The organism is Collinsella aerofaciens (genome assembly GCF_040910245.1).
Lineage (GTDB): Bacteria > Actinomycetota > Coriobacteriia > Coriobacteriales > Coriobacteriaceae > Collinsella.
Map to the genome: position 1 here is coordinate 15,759 of NZ_JBDGAY010000015.1, position 19,254 is coordinate 35,012.

A 19,254-nucleotide genomic window follows, 5' to 3' on the forward strand; every position below is an offset into this window, starting at 1 on the left:
TGCGGAAAGGTGGATTTTAAGGCATGTTCCAAACATCTACCGGCAGTCGGGGCAGAGACCCTCGAAGATGGTGTAGTGCGACGTGACGTGCCAGCCGATTTGCTCGGACGCTTTGGCGTCGAGCTGGGCATCGAAGGGGAGCGGTACGTCGATGACGCGGCTGCATGAGGTGCAGATGATATGTGCGTGCGGCTCGGTCGTGCGATCGAAGCGGCTGCCGCCCGGCGTCTTGATGGAGAGGATCTCGCCGGCGTCAGCCAAGAGATTGAGGTTGCGGTAGACCGTACCGCGGCTGATTTTGTCATCCTGCGCGCGCACGACGTTGTAGATTTCGTCGGCGGTGGGATGGTTATAGCTTTGGCGCACGGCGTCAAGAACCAGCTTTCGCTGCTTGGTATTCCTTCTTTGCACCGCCATGCGCCTCGCCTCTTTTCTATCAACGGTCGTAGGTAAATGATACCGTATTTAGCACACAATACTAATAATGAGGACTGAAACCGTCTTCATTGGCAAGTGGGGCTCGGACCTGGGCATCTACAAGGCGAAAACGCGTTCCCATGCGCTCGTAGGAGGCATGAAGCGCCTCGAGATGAGATAGGATGTCTGCCGGAGCTCCCTGTATCTCCATCTCGACTGAGCCGTCTTCCATGTTACGCACCCAGCCGGTGAGTGCGCGTGCCTGTGCGAGGTTGGTGTTGGTAAAGCGAAAACCAACGCCTTGGACTTGCCCCGCCCAGCGCAGGAAATAACGCAGGGGAGTGTCTTGAGTGGCCTCGTCGCTTGCAAGCACGGTAAGCCTGCGGCGCAGCTCGAGCTCGACGTTTGACGGTTTTTGAGGCTCTCGACTGCCGCCGGTGACGCTGGAGAAGAACGTATCGAAGAGGCCCATCGCTATGCCTGCTTGCCTGCGTCGGCCGGGAAGGTTATGCCGGCCTGCTGACGCACGGCATCCATGATGCGTAGTGAGACGAGCGTGACATCGCGGTAGTGGCCAAGCTCGTGGCGTCCCGCCGGGGTCTCCCAAATCTCTTCCTTAACGTTATCGATGCCATCGATGGCGGTGATAAAGTCTGTGAGTTCGTATTCCATAGTGTTGCTCGATTTGGGCAGGTCGAGCACGCGGCCGTTGTCGCCCTGTTCGCGCGGTGCCTCGGTCGCTGAGCCGCGTACGACATCGCCGCGATAGTCGATGCGGACGTTGCGGGGCGTGGACAGATGGTCGATCTGGATAGTGCCACGCTCGCCTTCGATCTGCGAGGGCAGCAGGTCATTCGTAATTTTGGAGTGCGCGAGCTCGACGGAGATGCGGCCACCGCCGTAGCTGGCGAGGATGGAACCGCAGCCGTCGATGGGGCCGTGCGTGAGCTGTCGCGTGGTGGGGTCGAGCAGAGTAGTCATGCTCGTAAGGCCGGAGGGCATGCCGAAAATCTCGACCATGGGCTCGACGGTGTAGACGCCAATGTCCATGAGGGAGCCCGAGGCCATGTGGCAGTCGAAGATATTGGTGGCGCGCCCCGCGAGAACCTCGTTGTAGCGCGAAGAATACTTGCCAAAGCGCAGTGAGGCGCGACGAATGGGCGCAATCTCGCCCAGGGCGTCCTCGACGGCGTGGAAAGCGGGGTCATGGAGCGGGCGCATGGCCTCGAGGGCCACGACACCTGCTACCTCGGCAGCGCGGAAGACTTCCAGCGCCTGCGCTTCGGTGGCGCAGAAGGGTTTCTCGACGATGACATGCTTGCCACCGGCGATGCAGGCAAGGGCCTGCTCGTGGTGAAGTGCGTTAGGGCTGCCGATATAGACGGCGTCGACGTCGACGGCGGACGCAAGCTCGTCAAGTGCGGTGAAGTTACGCTCGCCGCCGTGTTCGGCGGTAAAGGCGGCGCCGCGCTCGGCATCGCGCGAGAGCGTGCCCACAAACGCGGCTTGGTCGTTGGCGTTGACGACTTGGATAAAGTCGTCGGTGATCATGGATGTGCCGATGGTCGCGATGCGCAGCATACGTCCCCCTTGCGTTGTTTGGTCTACAGGATGAGTGTAGCGCGTGGGGATATAAAGCTGCGCGAAAACGCTATTACAGGTCGCTCTCGTTAAAGCCGGTGTCGATATCGAGGTTGCTGCCGTCGGCCGCCGTGGTGGCGAGCTCATCGCAGCGCTCGTTGAGCTCGTGGCCGGCGTGGCCCTTAACCCAGATGAACTCCACCTTATGCTTGCTCTTTGCGGCAAGCAGGCGCTCCCACAGGTCACGGTTCTTAACGGGCTGCTTGTTGGCAGTTTTCCACCCGCGCTTTTTCCAGCCGTCGATCCAGTGTTTATTGAAAGCGTTGACGACGTACTGCGAATCGGAATGGACCTCGACCTCGCAGGGGCGGTTGAGCGCCTCGAGCGCCACGATGACCGCCATGAGTTCCATGCGGTTGTTGGTGGTCTTGGCGTAGCCGCGTGAAAGCTCGGAGGTGAAGGTCTTGCCGGCGGGGTTGGTGTATTTGAGTACGGCGCCGTAGCCGCCGCGTCCCGGATTTGATCGGGCCGAGCCGTCGGTATAGATGATGACCTTCACGGGCTTCCTTTCGTTGGGTACGTTTCGTGTGAGTGACCATTGTAGCGCCATGCCCGCCGGGGGCTAGCAATCTACGATTTCTACCCCGTCTTCCGACAGTTAGTTGGCATGGATGATGCGGTTGAGCTCGTCGAGGTATTGCTGCAAGAGGGGAGAGGGCTTGCGCTCGTCGTGCATGATATAGCCTACGTGCATCGTTGGGGCGTCTGCTAACGGGATCGATGCCATACCCCATTGCATTTCATTGGAGAGGGCACCGGTCGACAGGGTGTAGCCGTTCGACGTGATAAGTAAGTTGGTAAGTGTTCCGCGGTCCGAGATTCGTATGTTGCGGTCGCAAGGGATATAGCTAAAAGGTTCCTCGGCGTAATAGAAGGAGTTCGAGGTACCTTGCTCAAAGCTGTAGCGCGTATATGGTGTGAGGTCGGCAAGGGACAGCTGCGGGCGGCGGGCAAGCGGGTGGCGCTCGCTAACGAAGACGTGGACCGTCGCGTCGAATAGGGGATGGAAGCTCGCGCGCGCATCGGCAAAAGCCTTCTGCAGAACGCGGACGTTAAAGTCGTCCAGATAGAGGATGCCGATGTCGCTGCGAAACGCGCGGACGTCATCGATGATCTGCGATGTGGTGGTCTCGCGCATGATGAACTCGAACTTGCTGTCGCGGCAGCGCTCGACTACGTTGACAAAGGCCTCGACCGAAAAGGCGTAGTGCTGGGCGGAAATGGCGAGGCGGGCTTGCGGGGTACCGCCGTCCTCGTAGCGGGCTTCAAGCATGTCGGCCTGCTCTACGACCTGGCGTGCATAACCCAAAAGCTCGGTGCCGTCGTTGGTGAGTGCAACACCGCGGCTAGAGCGCGTAAAGATTTCGATATGAAGTTCCTGTTCCAGGCTTTTGACGGCGTTGGAGATATTGGACTGTGCGGTATAGAGGCGCTGGGCTGCGGCGTTGATCGAACCGGACTCTGCCACGGCGATCAAAAAGCGAAGCTGCTGGAGGGTCATCGGCGCCCGTCCTTTCGATAGTTATCTATAAAACAGATAACAAGTTAGCGCTTTTAAGTGATTGACCGACGGAAACAATGCTCGTACTATTCAAAACACACAAAGGCGGTAGGTAATTAAGCCAACCACGGAACCGGGATGCGAAAGGAGGCCTGCATATGAATTGCTTACCAAGACGAATGCCGGGCTCCTGTTTGCGCCCGTCGGCGTGATCAGGAGACAGCGACTTACTTCTCTCTTTTTATTTACTTTTGTTCGATCAAGGAGATCATCATGAGCCAGTTCATCAACAACCCCGAGCACACCTTTGGTTTCGATACCCTGCAGCTGCACGTTGGCCAGGAGAGTGCCGATCCTGCATCCGACTCCCGTGCCGTGCCTATCTACCAGACCACGAGCTATGTGTTCCGCAACTCCCAGCACGCCGCCGACCGCTTTGGTCTTGCCGACGCCGGAAACATCTACGGCCGTCTGACCAACTCCACCCAGGGCGTCTTCGAGGATCGTATCGCCGCGCTCGAGGGTGGCGTGGCAGGTCTAGCCGTCGCCTCCGGTGCTGCTGCCATCACCTATACCCTGCAGGCCCTTGCCCAGGCCGGTGACCATGTGGTTGCCCAGAAGACTATCTACGGTGGCTCCTACAACTTGCTGGAGCATACGCTCTCCCAGTTTGGCGTCGAGACCACCTTCGTCGATGCCCATAACCTGGAAGAGGTCGAGGGGGCCATCAAGGACAACACCACGGTCATCTATCTCGAGACGCTCGGCAACCCCAACTCCGACATCCCCAATATCGACGCCATCTCCGAGATCGCCAAGAAGCACGGTTTACCGGTTGTCGTCGACAACACCTTCGGCACCCCGTATCTGTTCCGTCCGCTGGAGCATGGTGCCAACATCGTCGTCCACTCCGCAACCAAGTTCATCGGCGGCCACGGCACCTCGCTGGGCGGTGTGATCGTCGACGGCGGTAACTTCGATTGGAAGGCGAGCGGCAAGTATGCGCAGATCGCCGAGCCCAACCCCTCCTACCATGGCGTCTCGTTTGCCGAGGCTGCCGGTCCCGCCGCCTTCGCAACCTATGTCCGCGCCATCCTGCTGCGTGACGAGGGCGCCTGCATCAGCCCGTTCAACGCCTGGGTTCTGCTCCAGGGCACCGAGACTCTGTCGCTGCGCGTTGACCGTCATGTCGAGAACACCAAGAAGGTCGTTGAGTTCCTGGCTGGTGACAGCCATGTTGCCAAGGTGAATCACCCGAGCCTGCCTGAGCACCCCGATCACGAGCTCTATCAGAAGTACTTCCCCCGTGGCGGTGCCTCGATCTTTACCTTTGAGATTAAGGGTGGCCAGGAGGCAGCTTGGAAGTTCATTGATCATCTGCAGGTGTTCTCGCTGCTCGCCAACGTGGCCGACGTCAAGTCGCTCGTCGTGCACCCGGCTACCACCACGCACTCCCAGCTGTCTGCCGAGGAGCTCGCCGAGCAGAACATCACGCCCTCAACGATCCGTCTTTCCATCGGTACCGAGAACGCCGAGGATATCATTTGGGACCTGAAGCAGGCCTTCGCCGCGCTGGACGAGTAAAGCGACTTGTGCAAGGACCCCTTGCGACTCGATAGGTATAACTGCATAAAATGCCTGCTCAAGGCGCCTGTGCGAACAATAGTTGCACAGGCGCCTTTTTTGCATAGAAAGGGCGCAAAAAACAGGGTTTTTGACACGCTTTATGCATTCGAGTTGTGGAAAACTCCTGTTGAGAGGATGTGAGTTTTACGCAATTGACGTGCGCCTTTTGAGTAAAACCGCAGGTCGCGATTTGCTCGGGGTACTATGCAGCGCGATCGAATCACACGCAGCTCAAACGCAGCAAAAACGCACTACGGAGGTTTCCAGCTACATGAGGATCGATTCACGAAAACCGAAAGCCGCCGCCCTTTCCGCCGCTCTGACCGTGGCACTTTTGGCGGGCGCCGGTGCAACTGATGCCCATGCCGCAACATTGTCCGATACGGTTGGATCTACGCCGTCCGAGACGACGCTGGTACAGCCCGTTGACTATCGCGGCGATGGTTATGGTTCCATGCAGGAGTGGAACGCCTCGATGGAGGCCAAGCGCGATTCCCTGGAGATGCGCGCTCAGATCATCATGAATATGTATGGCGACTATGCCACCGATGACGAGCGCGCTGTGCTGCAGGGCTGTATCGACGGCGCGGGTAGCCTGTTGACGATGGGGGAGGTCGACGCCAAGTCGACCGAGCTCGATGAGCTGCGCACTGCGCTTGAGGATGCCAAGCGCGAAGCGCTCGAGGCTGCCGCCGAGGCGGAGGCTGCCGAGGCTTCGTACTACAACGCCGGTTACACTCCGTCCTACGCGTCTGCCGCGTCCTGCACGAACGGATCGGGCCTGACGCGCTCTGCGGGTGTCAATAACTACAACGGGCGCCGCGAGACCTATTACAGCAGCAATGTGCTTTATCACTATCGCACGGGCGAATGGACTCAGGATTCTGAGGGCTTCTGGCGCGATTCCGACGGCTATTACGTTGTTGCCGCGGGCGATATGGCCCAGGGCTCGACCTTTACGGGCTCCAAGGGTGATTGCAAGGTCTATGACTCCGGCTGCGCTGCCGGAACCACCGACTACTACACCGGTTGGTAATTTTTCTGCATCACGGATATTTGGCGGACGGGTGTCTTTACCGAGCTTTAGGGCAACGTAAAGACGTCCGTTCTATGTATGCGCCTGAGCTAACAGAGCCCTTACCGTGACGGTACGTCGCGCATATGGGCGCGGGGCACACTAGTTCATGAGAAATAAGGTCTTTCTCTTGGAGGAAGTGGTCTTGTGAATGCTCGAGATATCGCCGTTGCCGCCGTCGCGTTGATGCTTGGCTGCCTTGGTCCCACGGCCGCGCTCGTCGCGGGCATGCAGGGGACATGCGGGGCTGCTCCTATCGTGGTCGGCGCGCTGATCGCGGCCGCGCTGCTGGGAAGTGCAGGTGTAGTCCTTTGTCGCGACGATGAGGACCAGGCGTCGGAGTCGCAGCTCTAACCGTTGTGAAGCTGATTTTTGACCAAAGATGAAAAAGGAAGCCGCCGCGAGGGGAGTGCCCCTTGCGGCGGCTTTGCCATTGGATCTGCTGGCTACAGTATGCCGAGCACTACCAGCTGCTTTCTATTTCGCGAATCCTCTGGTAGAGCCAATCGTTTTGCGGCACTTGGATATCGTGTTTGGCGGCCAGGCGGCAAATGGTGCCCGCGAACTCCTCGACTTCGGTTTTTCGTTGTGCGATGCGGTCCTGCGCCATCGAGGGCATACCGGCGGGGTCGATTCCCTCGATGAGGTGCACCATTTGCGTCAGGTCTGCCTCGGTCAGCTCAACGCCCTCGGCGTTGGCAACCGCAAGCGTCTCGCGCATGGCGGAGACAAAACAGCGGCGCTGCTCGGAGCCCGGCTCCGTGGCGCTTCCGTAGGTCCCGCCGTAGGCCATGCAGGTCTGGTTGATGCCGTCGTTGAGCATGAGTTTGGCCCACATGCGGTGCGCAATGTCGCTCTCGACGGTATGGGCGATGCCGCAGCGCGTATAGAGCTCGTCGATGGCGGTAACGGTTGCGGGCTTGGTGCCCGCTGCCGCGCCAAAGCGAATCTCGCCCGCATTGGTAAAGGTGAGCTCTCCGCTGAGGAACACGGCGTCCATGCCTTGGCAGATACCCAGGACGGTGTGCTCCCAGCCAAAGCGCTCGGCAATCTTTTGCTCGCTCGTAATGCCGTTGCACAGCGAGGCGATGAGCGTGTTGGGTCCCACGACACGCTCCATAGTCTTGAGTGCTTGGTCGAGACCGGTGGTCTTGACCGTCAGGATGACCAGATCGGCGGGCGCTGCCTCGCTGGCGCGGACGGACGTGAGATCGCAAGGCTTTCCGTTGACGGTGAGCGCATCGCCCGCGTGACGCTCAAAACGGGCGTCATCCATAACGTATTCGACGGCGTCATTGCCGAGGGCCTTGGCAATCATGCTGCCGTAGAGCAGGCCGACGCCGCCCTTGCCGATAAAGGCGACCTTGTTGATCTGCATGTGAATCATCTCCTCACAAAAAGGCGCCCGCGTGCGGGGCGCCTGATGGATTGTATGCTGCCGGGGTGATTGATGGGTGCGCGGGGCGGCTGTTATGAAAAAGAAACTATTGCGCTGTGCGCTTATGCCGCGGGGCAGACCGCAAAGACATGCGCGTGGTCATGCCCGGCCCCTTTCATCGGGCTTTTTGCTGATGTTAAAGCGGTGCCGTGACAGCTCGATTTCTACTGCGTTACGATACGTTCTCGATTGCGATTCCACGATGTTTCGGCTGCGTGACCATTGTGTTTCGCCTTGCCGGGGCGCTGATGGCGAAGGGAGGGGCCGTGCAATATCGCGTTGACCCCAAAAGCGGCAACCGTATCTCGGCGTTGGGTCTGGGCTGCATGAGGTTTCCCGGTGCGCCGGGACGTCCGGATGCGAAGACAGCCGATGCCATCATTTCCCGTGCGGTGGAGCAGGGGATTAATTATCTGGACACCGCGTATCTCTATCCCGGTAACGAGGCGTGCGTGGGCGCCTCGCTTGAGCGCTTGGGGCTGCGTGACCGGGTGTTGCTGGCGACCAAGTTGCCGCATGCTTCGTGCAAGTGCGCGGAGGATTTCGACCGGTTCTTCGATGAGCAACTGCGGCGCCTGCGGACCGACCATATCGACTATTACCTCATGCATAACATTACCTCGCCCACCCAGTGGGAACGTGTGGTGGCGTTGGGCATTGAGGACTGGATCGCGTGTCAAAAGGCGGCGGGGCGTATTCGCCAGATTGGTTTTTCGTACCACGGCAGCGCGGTGGATTTCCTGACGATGCTTGACGCATATGACTGGGATTTTTGCCAGATACAGTACAACTATGCCGGCGAGCGTTACCAAGCGGGAACGGCAGGACTCATGGCGGCTGCGGAGCGCGGGCTCGCGGTGTTTGTGATGGAGCCGCTGCTGGGCGGGCGTTTAGCGGGCAAGCTGCCGCCACGGGCCCGCGCTGTGCTCGATAGTGCCCGTGACCCGCATTTGCGCACTCCTGCCGCCTGGGGTCTTTCGTGGGTGTGGAATCATCCTCAGGTGACGATGCTGCTTTCTGGTATGACCGATACCGCGCAGGTGGACGAGAATTCGTCACTGGCAGACCTCGCGTTGCCGAATTCGATGACTGCCAACCAGCTCGACACGATCGCGCACGTGCTGGATGAGTTTGAAAAATCGAATCGCGTGCCCTGCACGGGATGCGGCTACTGCATGCCATGTCCCAAGGGTATCAACATTCCCGGCTGCTTTGCCGCCTACAACGCGAGCTATGCGCACAGCTGGTTTACGGGGCTGTCGCAATACTTTACGGCGAGTGCGGTGCGCACGAGCGAGCCCAAGCTGGTGAGCAATTGCGTCAAGTGCGGCAAATGCGCGCGTCACTGCCCGCAGCATATCGATATCCCCGAGCGTCTCGATGACGTGCGCCGACGCTTCCAGCCGGGCCCCGTAACGGCCATGCTTAAAGTCTTCGGCAAAACACGCTCCTCATGACCCTTTTATATCTTGTGATGGAATAGTTCCTGTTTGCGGCAGAATAGGGCGGTAGCAGGAACTATTTCGCCGCAACTGATGGGAGGCTATCGTGGGTGACCGAGGTTTACGTAATGATTCGCGTGAGGTTCGTTGGGGCATTTTGGGCGCTGGGCACATTTCTCATCGATTTGCATCGTCTCTCAAGAAGGTCGATGGGGCACGGCTGGTGGCTGCGGCCGGCCGCACTCCTGCACATGTCGAGGAATTTTGCCGAGCGTTTTCGATCGATGCTGCGCATGGCCATGTCTCGGTCGACGATAACGGCGATGCGGCTTATGACGCGCTGATTGCCGACCCCGATGTCGACGCAATCTACTTGGCTCTTCCGCATGGCATGCATACGCGTTGGGCCTGTCGCGCGCTGTGCGCCGGAAAGGCCGTGCTGTGCGAAAAGCCGGCCGTTTTGAGTGAGGAAGAGGCTCTCTCGATTGCCTCCACCTCTCGCGAGCGCGGCGTGCTGTTTATGGAGGCGATGAAGAATCGGTTTTGCCCGATGCACACTCGCGTGAAAGACTTGCTTGCGTCGGGTGAGCTTGGCCGTATTGTCTCGATTGAAAGCGTGCAAAAGCTCGATTACGGCGAGTCTCCTTCGGGCTATCTGCTTGATCCGTTGCAGGGCGGCTGTCTATATGACATGGGCTGTTATGCGGTCGGTTGGTTTGAGGATTTGCTCGCGGGCGCGTGCGAGGTTTCGTCCCGTGAAGTTCGCTGGCGTGACGTATCGGGCGGCCGCGTCGATTGGGCCGACGAGATCCGTATGAGCGTCGGCGGTATACCCATTCATATGGTGTGCGACGGCAAAGCAACATATGAAAGCCGCTTAACGATTGCCTGTGAGCGAGGCTCGTTGGAAATCGAGCGTCTCCATCGCCCCGAGCTCGCCCATGTGAAGTATTCCGACGGTCGAACGCTAGAAATAAATGCCCCGTTTGAGATCGATGATTTCTACGGCGAAATCCAGCATGCGACGCGGCTCATTCAGGCGGGGAAACTCGAGAGTCCCGTCATGCCCCTTGCCGCCACGCAGCGCTGTGCACACATCATCGATGCGATTCGTCTAGCCCTCTAGGACTTGGCGCTGACACGTAGGGGATCATGACGCCGGCGCCCGTGGTGCCTGGCGGCCCACATCTCTGATGCCCCTTTTATAACTTGCGGTGGAATACGGTCTGTTTGCGCCAAAATAGGGCACCAATAGACCGTATTTCACCGCAACTGATGAGGGGGAGCTGGAGATGCTGACAATCGGATGCCATCTTTCGACGACGAAGGGCTATCGGGCAATGGGGGAGACGGCGTTGTCCATTGGTGCCAATACCTTTGCGTTCTTTACGCGCAACCCGCGCGGTGGCAAGGCAAAAGACCTTGACATGGATGACGTGGCGGCTCTGCGCGAGCTTATGGCGCAAAACGACTTTGGCCCGCTCGTGGCTCATGCCCCGTATACCTATAACCCCTGCTCAGCCAAAGAGCGGGCGCGTGAGTTTGCCCTGGAGGCCATGGCAGAGGACCTACGGCGCATGGAAGCACTGCCCGGCAACTACTACAATTTTCATCCCGGTGCGCATGTAGGACAGGGGGCAGACGTCGGCATTCAGATGATTGTTGATACGCTGTGCCAGGTGATGTTCGAGGGACAGCAGACGACGGTATTGCTCGAGACCATGGCCGGCAAGGGCACCGAGGTGGGCCGTAGCTTTGAAGAACTGGCGTGCATTATCGAGGGCGTTGCCGCCAAGTGCCCAGAGCTGTCCGATAAGCTGGGCGTTTGTTTGGACACCTGCCATGTGAGCGATGCTGGCTACGACATCATCCATGATCTGGACGGCGTACTCGACGAATTCGACCGCGTGGTGGGTATCGATCGTCTGCATGCCGTACACATCAACGATTCGAAGAACCCTTGTGGCGCCCATAAAGATCGTCACGAGTGCATCGGCAAGGGATACCTTGGCAGCGAGGAATTTGGTGGCGGTATGCAGGTTATGCAGAATATTGTATCGAATGGTCGCTTGCGCGCATTGCCATTCATTTTGGAGACACCGAACGAACTTGCAGGTTATGCGGCTGAAATCAAACTGTTAAGGTCATTGCAGCAGTAATGGCTGCCATAAAGTGGGACGCTCCATTCACGTTATGGGTTTGTTTCAATCAGTTTTCTAATTGCAGATTCTTCCAAGCGGGTGCATAATAACCCTCAGTTTTTGCAGACCTCTGAATCACGTGGGGTCATTGGAAGGAGACTGATTATGAAGCTGAAGAAGCTTGGCGCATTTGCCGCCACGGGTGCTATGGCGCTCGCCCTCGCTCTGACGGGCTGCGGCTCGTCCAACGCCACCTCTGGTTCTAATGCCGGTTCCAGCAGCTCTGACGACGCTAAGGTCGAGAAGGTCGACGGCTCCAAGGAGTACGCGCTCGTCAAGGACGGTACGCTGACCGTCGGCACCTCTGCCGAGTACGCTCCGTTTGAGTACAAGGATGACAACGGCGATTATCAGGGCTTTGACCTTGAACTCATCAAGGCTATCGGCGACAAGCTGGGCCTGGATGTCGAGTATGTCAACAATGACTTTGACACGCTGGTTCCGGGCGTCGCTTCGGGCGCCAAATATGACGTCTCCATCGCGGCTATCACCGACACGCCCGAGCGCGAGAAAGAAGTCACTTTCTCCGATTCCTACTACATGGACGATCAGGCTATCGTGACCAAGGTCGATAACGCCGACATCACGGCCGACAACTACAGCGAGAAGCTCAACAACGCCGATGCTACCATCATCGTCCAGTCTGGCTCGACCGCCGAGTCCTTTGCCCAGGAGAACTTCCCCAAGGCCAAGATTGTCCCCTACAAGGACGCCACCGAGTGCTTCAGCGCCCTGCAGTCCGATAAGGGCGACGCCGTAGTCACCAACCGCTCCGTTGCCAGCCAGCTGACCGCCGAGCAGTTCAACACCTGCCAGACCATTAAGCAGATTAGCACCGGCGAGGAGTACGCCATCGCCATCAACCAGGGCAACACCAAGCTCAAGGACGACATCAACCAGGCCATCAAGGACCTGACCGACGACGGTACCGTTGACGCCCTCATGGCTAAGTACAACATCAAGTAAAATAGCTACTTGATTGCTCACGGGCCCTTTCCGTTTTGGCGGAGAGGGCCTTTGCGCTTCTCTTGACGGAGAGTATTTCCGTCTCGTTTTGCCGGCAACTTCTACGATAGGAGCCACCTTGTCTCGACTGAACAAAGGGGCCGCGGAGCAGCGTTTTCCACTGCCCGCCTTGCTCCAAAAGCTAGTCTGCGTCATGGCCGTGGCGCTTGCGCTGGTGTGTGTGGGGGCATATGCGCCCACGACCGCCCAGGCGCTTGAGACCGCAAAGATTACCGCCCGACCCAACACCGGTTCGGGCAGCGCTGTGGTCGGCGGTACCGAGACGCGCATTACCTGGGAGGTCCAGGCCGATGCCGACGAGGAGCTGAGCGGTCTTTCTTTGACGTTTGTCGACGGCACGACGTTTGGTACCGATGACACGCGATTGACGATGCTCTCGGGCGAGGACCTCATGGATCGTACGCCCATGAAACCCACGTGCAAGGCTGATGGCCAGACGCTCAAGATTGACTTTGGCGAGACGGCGCCTGCCGGCGGCTTTTTCCGTGTCGAGGTTTACGGCGTGACCTTCCCCGTCGAGGGCGGCGATGAGGCCTTTAGCGGCACCTACACTTTGGCCGATGGCTCGACCAAGAAGATCTCCAAGATTCCGTCGGTGGAGATCAAGGGCGTGACGGCCTTCGATAACTTCCTGGCCGATCTTAAGGAGCAGCCGTGGGTCGAGGCCTGGAACTCCAATATGTTCCTGCGCCTGTTCTTGAACCCGGTCATTTTGGTCCAAAGCCTGCCGATCGTCTTTAAGGGCTTCCTTATGTCGCTTTCGATCGTGCTTGTGGCGTTTCCGCTGGCAATTCCCTTCGGTTTTGCCCTGTCGCTCATGCGCATCTCCAAGTCGCGCATCCTGCGCTGCCTCGCCGGCATCTATGTGAATATCATCCGCGGTACGCCGGCGTTCCTGCAGATCTATATCGCGTTCTTCGGTCTGCCGTTGGCCGGCGTCAAGGTTGATGACTACGTGCTTGGCGTTATCGTCATGGCCATGAACTCGTCTGCGTACCTATGCGAGATCTTCCGTGCCGGTATTCAATCGATCCCCAAGGGCCAAAACGAGGCTGCGCGTTCGCTGGGCATGAACGCGTTCCAGACGCTGCTCTATGTCATGATTCCGCAGACGTTCCGTAATGTTTTGCCTACGCTGACCAGCGAGTTTATCTTGCTTTACAAGGATACGTCGCTGCTTGCCGCCGTGGGTGTGGTCGAGATCGTCATGAACGCCCGTACCATCGTGGCCACGACGGGCTCCATTACACCGTACGTGGTTGCCGCCCTGTTCTATCTGGTCATCACCCTGCCGCTCGCTCGCTTGGTGAGCGGTCTTGAGGCGAGGCTTTTGGGCACGGCCGAGACCAAGAAGAAGCGTCCCGCCAAGAGCGCCGGACAGGTTGTCGCGACGCCCGCCGATCACATCGCCGGTCTGTAAGGAGGTCCTATCATGAGCGAAACCAATAACTCGAACGAGGTCGTCGTCAGCATCAAGAACCTCCAGAAGGCCTTTGGGGACAACGTGGTCCTGCGCGATATCGATCTGGATGTGCACAAGGGTGAGGTCGTTGTGGTCTTGGGCCCCTCAGGCTCGGGCAAGTCGACGATGCTTCGCTGCATCAATCGCCTGGAGCATCCCACGAGCGGCTCGATTGTCGTCGAGGGCGTGGATGTGTGTGCCAAGGGCGTCGACCTCAACAAAGTGCGCACGCACCTGGGCATGGTGTTTCAGCAGTTCAACCTGTTCCCGCACCTGTCGGTCAAAAAGAACGTCATGCTTGCGCAGCAAAAGGTGCTCAAGCGCAGCAAGGAAGAGGCCGAGAAGATCGCCGTCGAGGAGCTGACCAAGGTCGGCCTGGCCGAGCGCATCGACTTTATGCCGAGCCAGCTCTCGGGCGGCCAGCAGCAGCGCGTGGCCATCGCCCGCGCCCTGTCGATGAACCCGCACGTGATGCTCTTTGACGAGGCCACCTCGGCGCTCGACCCTGAGCTCGTGCGCGACGTTCTGGGCGTCATGCGCGACCTGGCGCACGACGGTATGACCATGATCGTCGTGACGCACGAGATGGGCTTTGCCCGCGATGTCGCCGACCGCGTCGTCTTTATGGACGGCGGCGTCATTGTGGAAGAGGGTACGCCGAGCGAGGTCTTCGACCACCCCAAGAGCGAGCGCACCAAGGCGTTCTTGGGCAATATCTCGTAGCCGCTTTATATGACTGACATAGCAGAAAACGGGAGCCGGATGTGATCCGGCTCCCGTTTTTGTTGCGACGCGAATGTGTTTTGTTGCAATGCGCGTTGCGGGCGGAGCTCATTGCCGCTAGGCGAGCTCGGCTCCAAGGGCGCGGCAGGCCGCTTCGCTCTCATCATCGGGGGCGTCGTAGCAGATGACGGAATCGACGACGTTGACGCCCTCCTCGTCGGCGTCCGCCTTCCAGTTGTCCATCCATTCGCCCTCGGCCCACGAATAAGAGCCAAAGAGGACGACCTTCTTGTCGCCGAGGGTCTCCTTGACCTCATCCCACATGGGCTGGAACTCATCATATTCAAGCTCCTCGGAACCCATGGCGGGGCAGCCGAAGGCGATAGCGTCATAGCCAGCGGCCTTGTCTGCGGAGAAGTCGGCGCAGGAGATGACCTCTGCCTCGGCGCCGGCATCGGTTGCACCTTCGGCAACGAGGTTTGCCATGGCCTCGGTGTTGCCCGTGCCGCTCCAGTAGACGACGGCGATCTTGCTCATATGTTTTCCTTTCGGTTGTGCGGCGTGCGGCCGCGTTTTGTATGCTCTATCGGGTTGCCTGGACAAGTTGTCCCAGGGTGCAGCCCTGTTGATAGATGTAGGTAAGGTATTGCGTGCATGCGCGATAGGAATCGAAGGTCGTGAGCGCCTGCTCAACGTTTGTGTATACCTTCCATGCGCCAAAGACCTTATAGTTTTCGCCGTGCTGGACGATAAACTGATGGACATCTTCGTAGGGATAGCCCAAAAAATAGCCAATTTCGTGGGGGAACTCGCATATGCACCCCGTATCGCAGTGCCTATTTCGCGCGAGTGCGCAGACGCTGCCGTCATAGGCGCTTTCTGCGGCATTGCTGCTTGCCAGCGTGATGCGAGCGGCGAGATGCACCAGGGATGCGGGCAGGTTGTGGACATCGTAACCTTCGGCGGCTAGCGCCGTCGTGGCACGGGGGTCGGAGAGGTATCGCATGAGGTCCGCAGGGCGGTACACATAGATGAGCGCTCCGCAGGGGCGCCAGACCAAAACGCTCATATGGATCCCGAGTGGCTGGAGCTCGCAGTTGCATTGGGCTATGACGGCGAGCAGGCGAGAGCGTCGCTCTTCGATATGGGTGGCGCTGGGTTTTCCGTTTTGGTTGGCGTAAACGCCGGGATAGGTAAAGAGCGAAGCCGGCTTGATACCTGCGAGCGTAGGGGAGCAGTTGCGCACGACAGCCGTTTGGTATGTTGGGATGTCAATGGTTCGAGTCACGATGCCCCTTTCGGGTCCTCAGTTGTTAGCCTAGGAAAACTTATACACGAAAGTAAGCCATGGTCAACAAAAAGTTTGAAGAGGGAAACTAATTGACCGAACAGACATGATTTTGGGTTAAGATGGGGACACCCCATGGGGGTATCTAGATAGGGCTACTTGAAAGGGGAACGCATGAGTGACTTGCTCAGCCCTGCGAATCTCATCGTGCTGGCCGTCATTGCCGTCGGCATGTTTTTTGGACTGCGTCGCATTGCCGCTTCGACACACGGGAAGAGTTGTTGCAGCGATGGTGCGAGCGGCAAGAAGGCCAAAAAGGTTGTTGTGGTGGATACCGATGCGTCACACTATCCCTATAGCGATGAGCTGCTCATCGGCGGCATGAGCTGTGACGGCTGCGCTCAGAACGTAGCCAATGCCCTCAATGCACTGGATGGCGTGTGGGCAACGGTGACGTATGCGGACCACACGGCACGCGTGCGCTCTAAGCAGCCGGTGGATCGTGATGTCCTCGAGACGGCCGTGAAAGACGCGGGCTACTACGTCATGACGCTGTAAGCGTCGCTCTGGATGCGCTTCCTTGGCTAGGCTCGTCCGCGCAGTTCGATGTCTTGGATGTCGTCGAAGTCGATGGCGATGTCTCGGAGCTTGAGGAGCTTGAAGGCGGGGAGCGCCTCGTCGAGGATGCCGGTGCGGCTGCGATAGCCGTATGTATCGTAATAGGTGACACGAACCAAGTCGCCACGTTTGAGACCCTCGAGTTTTTTAGAAAGCACGAGGGCTTTTTCTTCCGTGAGCTCACGTTTTGGCTCGACGGTGATTTCCTGCTTGCGCACGAGTTCGTAGTATCCCGTGAGGGCGGCAAAGGGCATAAACTGTGCGGCGCGGTTGGCGCGCACGGCACCGTTGGCAGTGAGGTTGGGGTCGGCGGCGCGGCGTCTGCCCTCGGGGTCCGCCAGGCGCTCGAAGGCGGTCGGCGGGCGCACGGGCTGTTGTTTGGGTTTAGGCACGGTGTCCTCCAACTTGTTCGTTGCGTTCGCGCGCGGTGGCGCCGGCGGTAAAGCTTAATCCCTTGACGAGCGCGTTCTTGCCGTACTTGCCTTTCACGGCCAGGACGGCGCGCGCCAGGTCGCGCTCGCGCTCATCGGCCTCGATATCGCTGAATAGATCGATGGTGGCAAATTCCTCGGGCATGAGGTTGCCAAATCCCAGGTTGATGCGCTTGACCGGTCGTTTGGGATCGACAGTCTGCGCCCAGAGCTCATCGAAATAGCCCATGATCTTCTTAAACGAATTGGTACGCTCGGGCAGCTTTCGCGAGGCGTTAGAGTGCGCAAAGAGTGCGGCATAGCCACCGCGCGGTTTGCCGCCATGCTCTCCCACAAAGATGCCATCGATTGCCTGCGCTTCGCGCACCAGGCGACGCCGTTCGTCATCGCGCTGGACGGGCTTGGGCGCACGGGGCGCGAGCTCGGGGCCGGCGGTTGCGGTGGGTTCGATACTCGATGTGCTCGAGCGCAGGTGCCCGCATCCGTCCACATACTGCGCTGTACCGCTGGCGTCGAGGCGGCGTATGTCGGCGCGTTCGCTCGCGTAGCCCACAAAGAGCGAGATGCTGTCGCAGACCACGTGCTTATCGACCAAGTCTAAAACGGCGTTGTCGACCATCTCGCGCAAGACGGTATAGGCCTGTTCGTAGGCATAACCCTTCGAGAGCACCTGTCCTGTGGTGGTCGAAGTTGCTTGCGGGCGATAGGCTTGGATATCGGCGATGGTTGTCGGCTCGCGCCCGAAGGCATGGTCGATGAGATATTCGGCATTGACGCCGAGCTCGTCGTAAAGCAGGTTTTCGTCGAGCGCCGCGACGCCCATCAGATCGTAGACGCCGTATTTCTCGAGGCGGGCTGCCACGCCGGGACCGATGCCCCAGATATCGGTGATGGGACGATGGGGCCAGATCTCCTTGCGAAAGGTCTCGTCGTCGAGTATGCCGATGCGGCTGGGTACGTGCTTGGCGGTAATGTCGAGCGCTACCTTGGCCTGGAATAGGTTGGGGCCGATGCCGACCGTCGCCGTGATGCCGGTGCGCGCGAGGACCTCGTCGCGCAGCGTGCAGGCGAACCCTTCCGCATCTGTGTGATAGAGGTCCAGATAGGGCGTCACGTCGATAAAGCACTCATCGATGGAGTAGACGTGCACGTCCTGGGGGCTGACGTATTCCAGATAGATACCGTAGATTTTCGCCGACACCTCCATGTAATGCTGCATGCGTGGTACGGCCGTGATGTAGTCGATGCCATCGGGAATTTCGAACAGACGGCAGCGATTGTGTATCCCGAGGTCCTTCATGGCCTGCGTGATGGCAAGGCAGATGGTCGTGCGTCCGCGCGATTCGTCGGCAACGACCAGGTTGGTGGTGAGCGGATCGAGCCCACGGTCGACGCACTCGACGCTGGCATAAAACGTCTTGAGGTCGATGCAGATATAGGTGTGCTGCTCGTGCGCCATCCGAGCCTCCCATCAAACACATGTTCTTATCGAATACCTGTTCGATAATACCCGCTCATCCGGACATCGTCAAAACCTGTCAAAAAGGGACTGGTTTGTTTTGGTAGGTATGGTCGTGCGGTTGGATCGGGTTTTAACGCAGCTCTAAAGAGCGCGAAACAGCTCGGAAAAGCTCGCTTCGTAGCATGAGCCTAACGATCGATACCGCCTATACGCACGGAAGGGTTGTGGGAAAGATGGTCAATTACGGGTTTGGTATGCCGACGCGCCTTGTTGTGGATGGAGACGTGGCTCGCTGGTGCGGACGATTGGTCGCTCACTACGGTGGCACCAAGGCGCTGGTCGTGTTGGGCGGTGACAAGCATACGCGCGATGAGCTTGTCTCGGCGGCACTTGGCTCGCTTGATCGAGCCCTACTCGAGCGTGTGCTTTTCCGCTGCGGCTCGGTTGGGGGCGACGGGGGAGACGAACTGATCGACGAAGCCGTGGCCCTGGCGACCGACGAAGGCGTGGACTTTGTCCTGGCGATCGGCGATGCCGATACTGCTGGCTTTGCACGCGAACTCGCCCGTCGCATGGCGGCGCTCGATGCCGGCGAAGACGGTTTTGTCCCTTATGGATGCATTCTCTCGGAGGGCAAGGCGCCTGCTGTCGTGGGCACCGGTGAGGTTCCCGTTTTTGCCATTATCGCGCCCGAACTGCTGGAGGGCATCGGGTCTCCTCTGCGTGAGTTGCTCGGTAGCATCTGCGCCGCGGCCTAATATTTGCCATAAAAGGACGGGTTATTTTTGGTTGGTAAAGCGTTTGACCTGCCAAAATAAGCCTGTCCCTTTTTAATCGGTTACCGTTTGGGGGCCGATTGGCAACGCTCGCTGATTGTAGTCTTGACCTGCGCTAGAATAGTGG

The 19,254-nt window shown here is 58.9% G+C and carries 21 protein-coding genes; 11 read left to right on the forward strand and 10 right to left on the reverse strand.

Translation table 11 applies throughout. The features are described 5' to 3' along the window. Positions 1 to 36: 36 nt before the first annotated feature. The 5 genes from AB5Z20_RS06420 to AB5Z20_RS06440 form a co-directional block, all read right to left on the reverse strand. The gene (locus AB5Z20_RS06420; RefSeq protein WP_175406010.1) at positions 37 to 417 is read right to left on the reverse strand and encodes a Fur family transcriptional regulator; all 381 of its coding nucleotides are present in this window, start codon (positions 415 to 417) and stop codon (positions 37 to 39) included. A gap of 61 nt (positions 418 to 478) precedes the next feature. Beyond that, the gene (locus AB5Z20_RS06425; protein WP_138112068.1) at positions 479 to 889 is read right to left on the reverse strand and encodes an acylphosphatase; all 411 of its coding nucleotides are present in this window, start codon (positions 887 to 889) and stop codon (positions 479 to 481) included. A 2-nt stretch (positions 890 to 891) separates the two neighbouring features. Beyond that, complete coding sequence (locus AB5Z20_RS06430) at positions 892 to 1,998, reverse strand: Gfo/Idh/MocA family protein (protein WP_368156707.1); 1,107 nt, start codon at positions 1,996 to 1,998, stop codon at positions 892 to 894. A 73-nt stretch (positions 1,999 to 2,071) separates the two neighbouring features. Further along, positions 2,072 to 2,608, reverse strand: coding sequence for a ribonuclease HI (gene rnhA, locus AB5Z20_RS06435; protein ID WP_117776457.1), 537 nt, complete (start codon positions 2,606 to 2,608; stop codon positions 2,072 to 2,074). Positions 2,609 to 2,656: 48 nt separating this feature from the next. Continuing rightward, positions 2,657 to 3,559 (reverse strand): LysR family transcriptional regulator, encoded by a 903-nt coding sequence (locus AB5Z20_RS06440; protein ID WP_138112074.1) that lies wholly within the window; start codon positions 3,557 to 3,559, stop codon positions 2,657 to 2,659. 273 nt (positions 3,560 to 3,832) lie between these two features. On the opposite strand from AB5Z20_RS06440, the gene AB5Z20_RS06445 reads away from it, so the two are divergent. The 3 genes from AB5Z20_RS06445 to AB5Z20_RS06455 all read left to right on the forward strand — a co-directional run bounded on the left by AB5Z20_RS06445 (position 3,833) and on the right by AB5Z20_RS06455 (position 6,614). Continuing rightward, on the forward strand, positions 3,833 to 5,143 hold the full coding sequence (locus AB5Z20_RS06445; RefSeq protein WP_117716543.1) for an O-acetylhomoserine aminocarboxypropyltransferase/cysteine synthase family protein: 1,311 nt from the start codon (positions 3,833 to 3,835) through the stop codon (positions 5,141 to 5,143). Between the two features lie 313 nt (positions 5,144 to 5,456). Next, positions 5,457 to 6,221, forward strand: coding sequence for a hypothetical protein (locus AB5Z20_RS06450; protein ID WP_195568303.1), 765 nt, complete (start codon positions 5,457 to 5,459; stop codon positions 6,219 to 6,221). Positions 6,222 to 6,407: 186 nt separating this feature from the next. Further along, positions 6,408 to 6,614 (forward strand): hypothetical protein, encoded by a 207-nt coding sequence (locus AB5Z20_RS06455; RefSeq protein WP_138112080.1) that lies wholly within the window; start codon positions 6,408 to 6,410, stop codon positions 6,612 to 6,614. 109 nt (positions 6,615 to 6,723) lie between these two features. On the opposite strand, the gene AB5Z20_RS06460 is transcribed toward AB5Z20_RS06455, so the two are convergent. Further along, the gene (locus AB5Z20_RS06460; RefSeq protein ID WP_238057572.1) at positions 6,724 to 7,638 is read right to left on the reverse strand and encodes a ketopantoate reductase family protein; all 915 of its coding nucleotides are present in this window, start codon (positions 7,636 to 7,638) and stop codon (positions 6,724 to 6,726) included. Between the two features lie 326 nt (positions 7,639 to 7,964). On the opposite strand from AB5Z20_RS06460, the gene AB5Z20_RS06465 reads away from it, so the two are divergent. The 6 genes from AB5Z20_RS06465 to AB5Z20_RS06490 all read left to right on the forward strand — a co-directional run bounded on the left by AB5Z20_RS06465 (position 7,965) and on the right by AB5Z20_RS06490 (position 14,552). After that, positions 7,965 to 9,155: an aldo/keto reductase gene (locus tag AB5Z20_RS06465; RefSeq protein WP_138112086.1), complete on the forward strand. Its 1,191-nt coding sequence runs from the start codon at positions 7,965 to 7,967 to the stop codon at positions 9,153 to 9,155. A 91-nt stretch (positions 9,156 to 9,246) separates the two neighbouring features. Then, entirely contained in the window at positions 9,247 to 10,266 is a 1,020-nt protein-coding gene (locus AB5Z20_RS06470; RefSeq protein ID WP_238057570.1) for a Gfo/Idh/MocA family protein, read from the forward strand. A gap of 166 nt (positions 10,267 to 10,432) precedes the next feature. Then, positions 10,433 to 11,299 (forward strand): deoxyribonuclease IV, encoded by an 867-nt coding sequence (locus tag AB5Z20_RS06475; protein WP_195568309.1) that lies wholly within the window; start codon positions 10,433 to 10,435, stop codon positions 11,297 to 11,299. 147 nt (positions 11,300 to 11,446) lie between these two features. Beyond that, positions 11,447 to 12,307, forward strand: a complete 861-nt coding sequence (locus tag AB5Z20_RS06480; protein ID WP_138112094.1) for an ABC transporter substrate-binding protein — start codon at positions 11,447 to 11,449, stop codon at positions 12,305 to 12,307. Positions 12,308 to 12,425: 118 nt separating this feature from the next. Further along, positions 12,426 to 13,787: an ABC transporter permease subunit gene (locus AB5Z20_RS06485; RefSeq protein WP_238057569.1), complete on the forward strand. Its 1,362-nt coding sequence runs from the start codon at positions 12,426 to 12,428 to the stop codon at positions 13,785 to 13,787. A 12-nt stretch (positions 13,788 to 13,799) separates the two neighbouring features. Then, the gene (locus AB5Z20_RS06490; protein WP_006234381.1) at positions 13,800 to 14,552 is read left to right on the forward strand and encodes an amino acid ABC transporter ATP-binding protein; all 753 of its coding nucleotides are present in this window, start codon (positions 13,800 to 13,802) and stop codon (positions 14,550 to 14,552) included. 117 nt (positions 14,553 to 14,669) lie between these two features. Here AB5Z20_RS06490 and AB5Z20_RS06495 read toward each other — a convergent pair whose 3' ends face one another. Together AB5Z20_RS06495 and AB5Z20_RS06500 are read right to left on the reverse strand one after the other, a co-directional pair. Then, positions 14,670 to 15,089, reverse strand: coding sequence for a flavodoxin (locus AB5Z20_RS06495; protein WP_006234379.1), 420 nt, complete (start codon positions 15,087 to 15,089; stop codon positions 14,670 to 14,672). 46 nt (positions 15,090 to 15,135) lie between these two features. Next, complete coding sequence (locus AB5Z20_RS06500; RefSeq protein ID WP_175406011.1) at positions 15,136 to 15,840, reverse strand: DUF3793 family protein; 705 nt, start codon at positions 15,838 to 15,840, stop codon at positions 15,136 to 15,138. A gap of 174 nt (positions 15,841 to 16,014) precedes the next feature. Between AB5Z20_RS06500 and AB5Z20_RS06505 the strand changes: the two genes are divergently transcribed. Continuing rightward, positions 16,015 to 16,398, forward strand: coding sequence for a heavy-metal-associated domain-containing protein (locus AB5Z20_RS06505; RefSeq protein ID WP_138112100.1), 384 nt, complete (start codon positions 16,015 to 16,017; stop codon positions 16,396 to 16,398). Between the two features lie 26 nt (positions 16,399 to 16,424). Here the strand turns inward: AB5Z20_RS06505 and AB5Z20_RS06510 are convergent, their stop codons facing one another. Further along, positions 16,425 to 16,850: a hypothetical protein gene (locus tag AB5Z20_RS06510; RefSeq protein WP_233540402.1), complete on the reverse strand. Its 426-nt coding sequence runs from the start codon at positions 16,848 to 16,850 to the stop codon at positions 16,425 to 16,427. Further along, complete coding sequence (locus AB5Z20_RS06515) at positions 16,843 to 18,348, reverse strand: DinB/UmuC family translesion DNA polymerase (protein WP_128620111.1); 1,506 nt, start codon at positions 18,346 to 18,348, stop codon at positions 16,843 to 16,845. Before AB5Z20_RS06515 ends, AB5Z20_RS06510 begins: the two co-directional genes overlap by 8 nt. Positions 18,349 to 18,584: 236 nt before the next feature. Between AB5Z20_RS06515 and AB5Z20_RS06520 the strand changes: the two genes are divergently transcribed. Continuing rightward, the gene (locus AB5Z20_RS06520) at positions 18,585 to 19,109 is read left to right on the forward strand and encodes an iron-containing alcohol dehydrogenase (RefSeq protein WP_229066775.1); all 525 of its coding nucleotides are present in this window, start codon (positions 18,585 to 18,587) and stop codon (positions 19,107 to 19,109) included. Positions 19,110 to 19,254 lie beyond the last annotated feature (145 nt).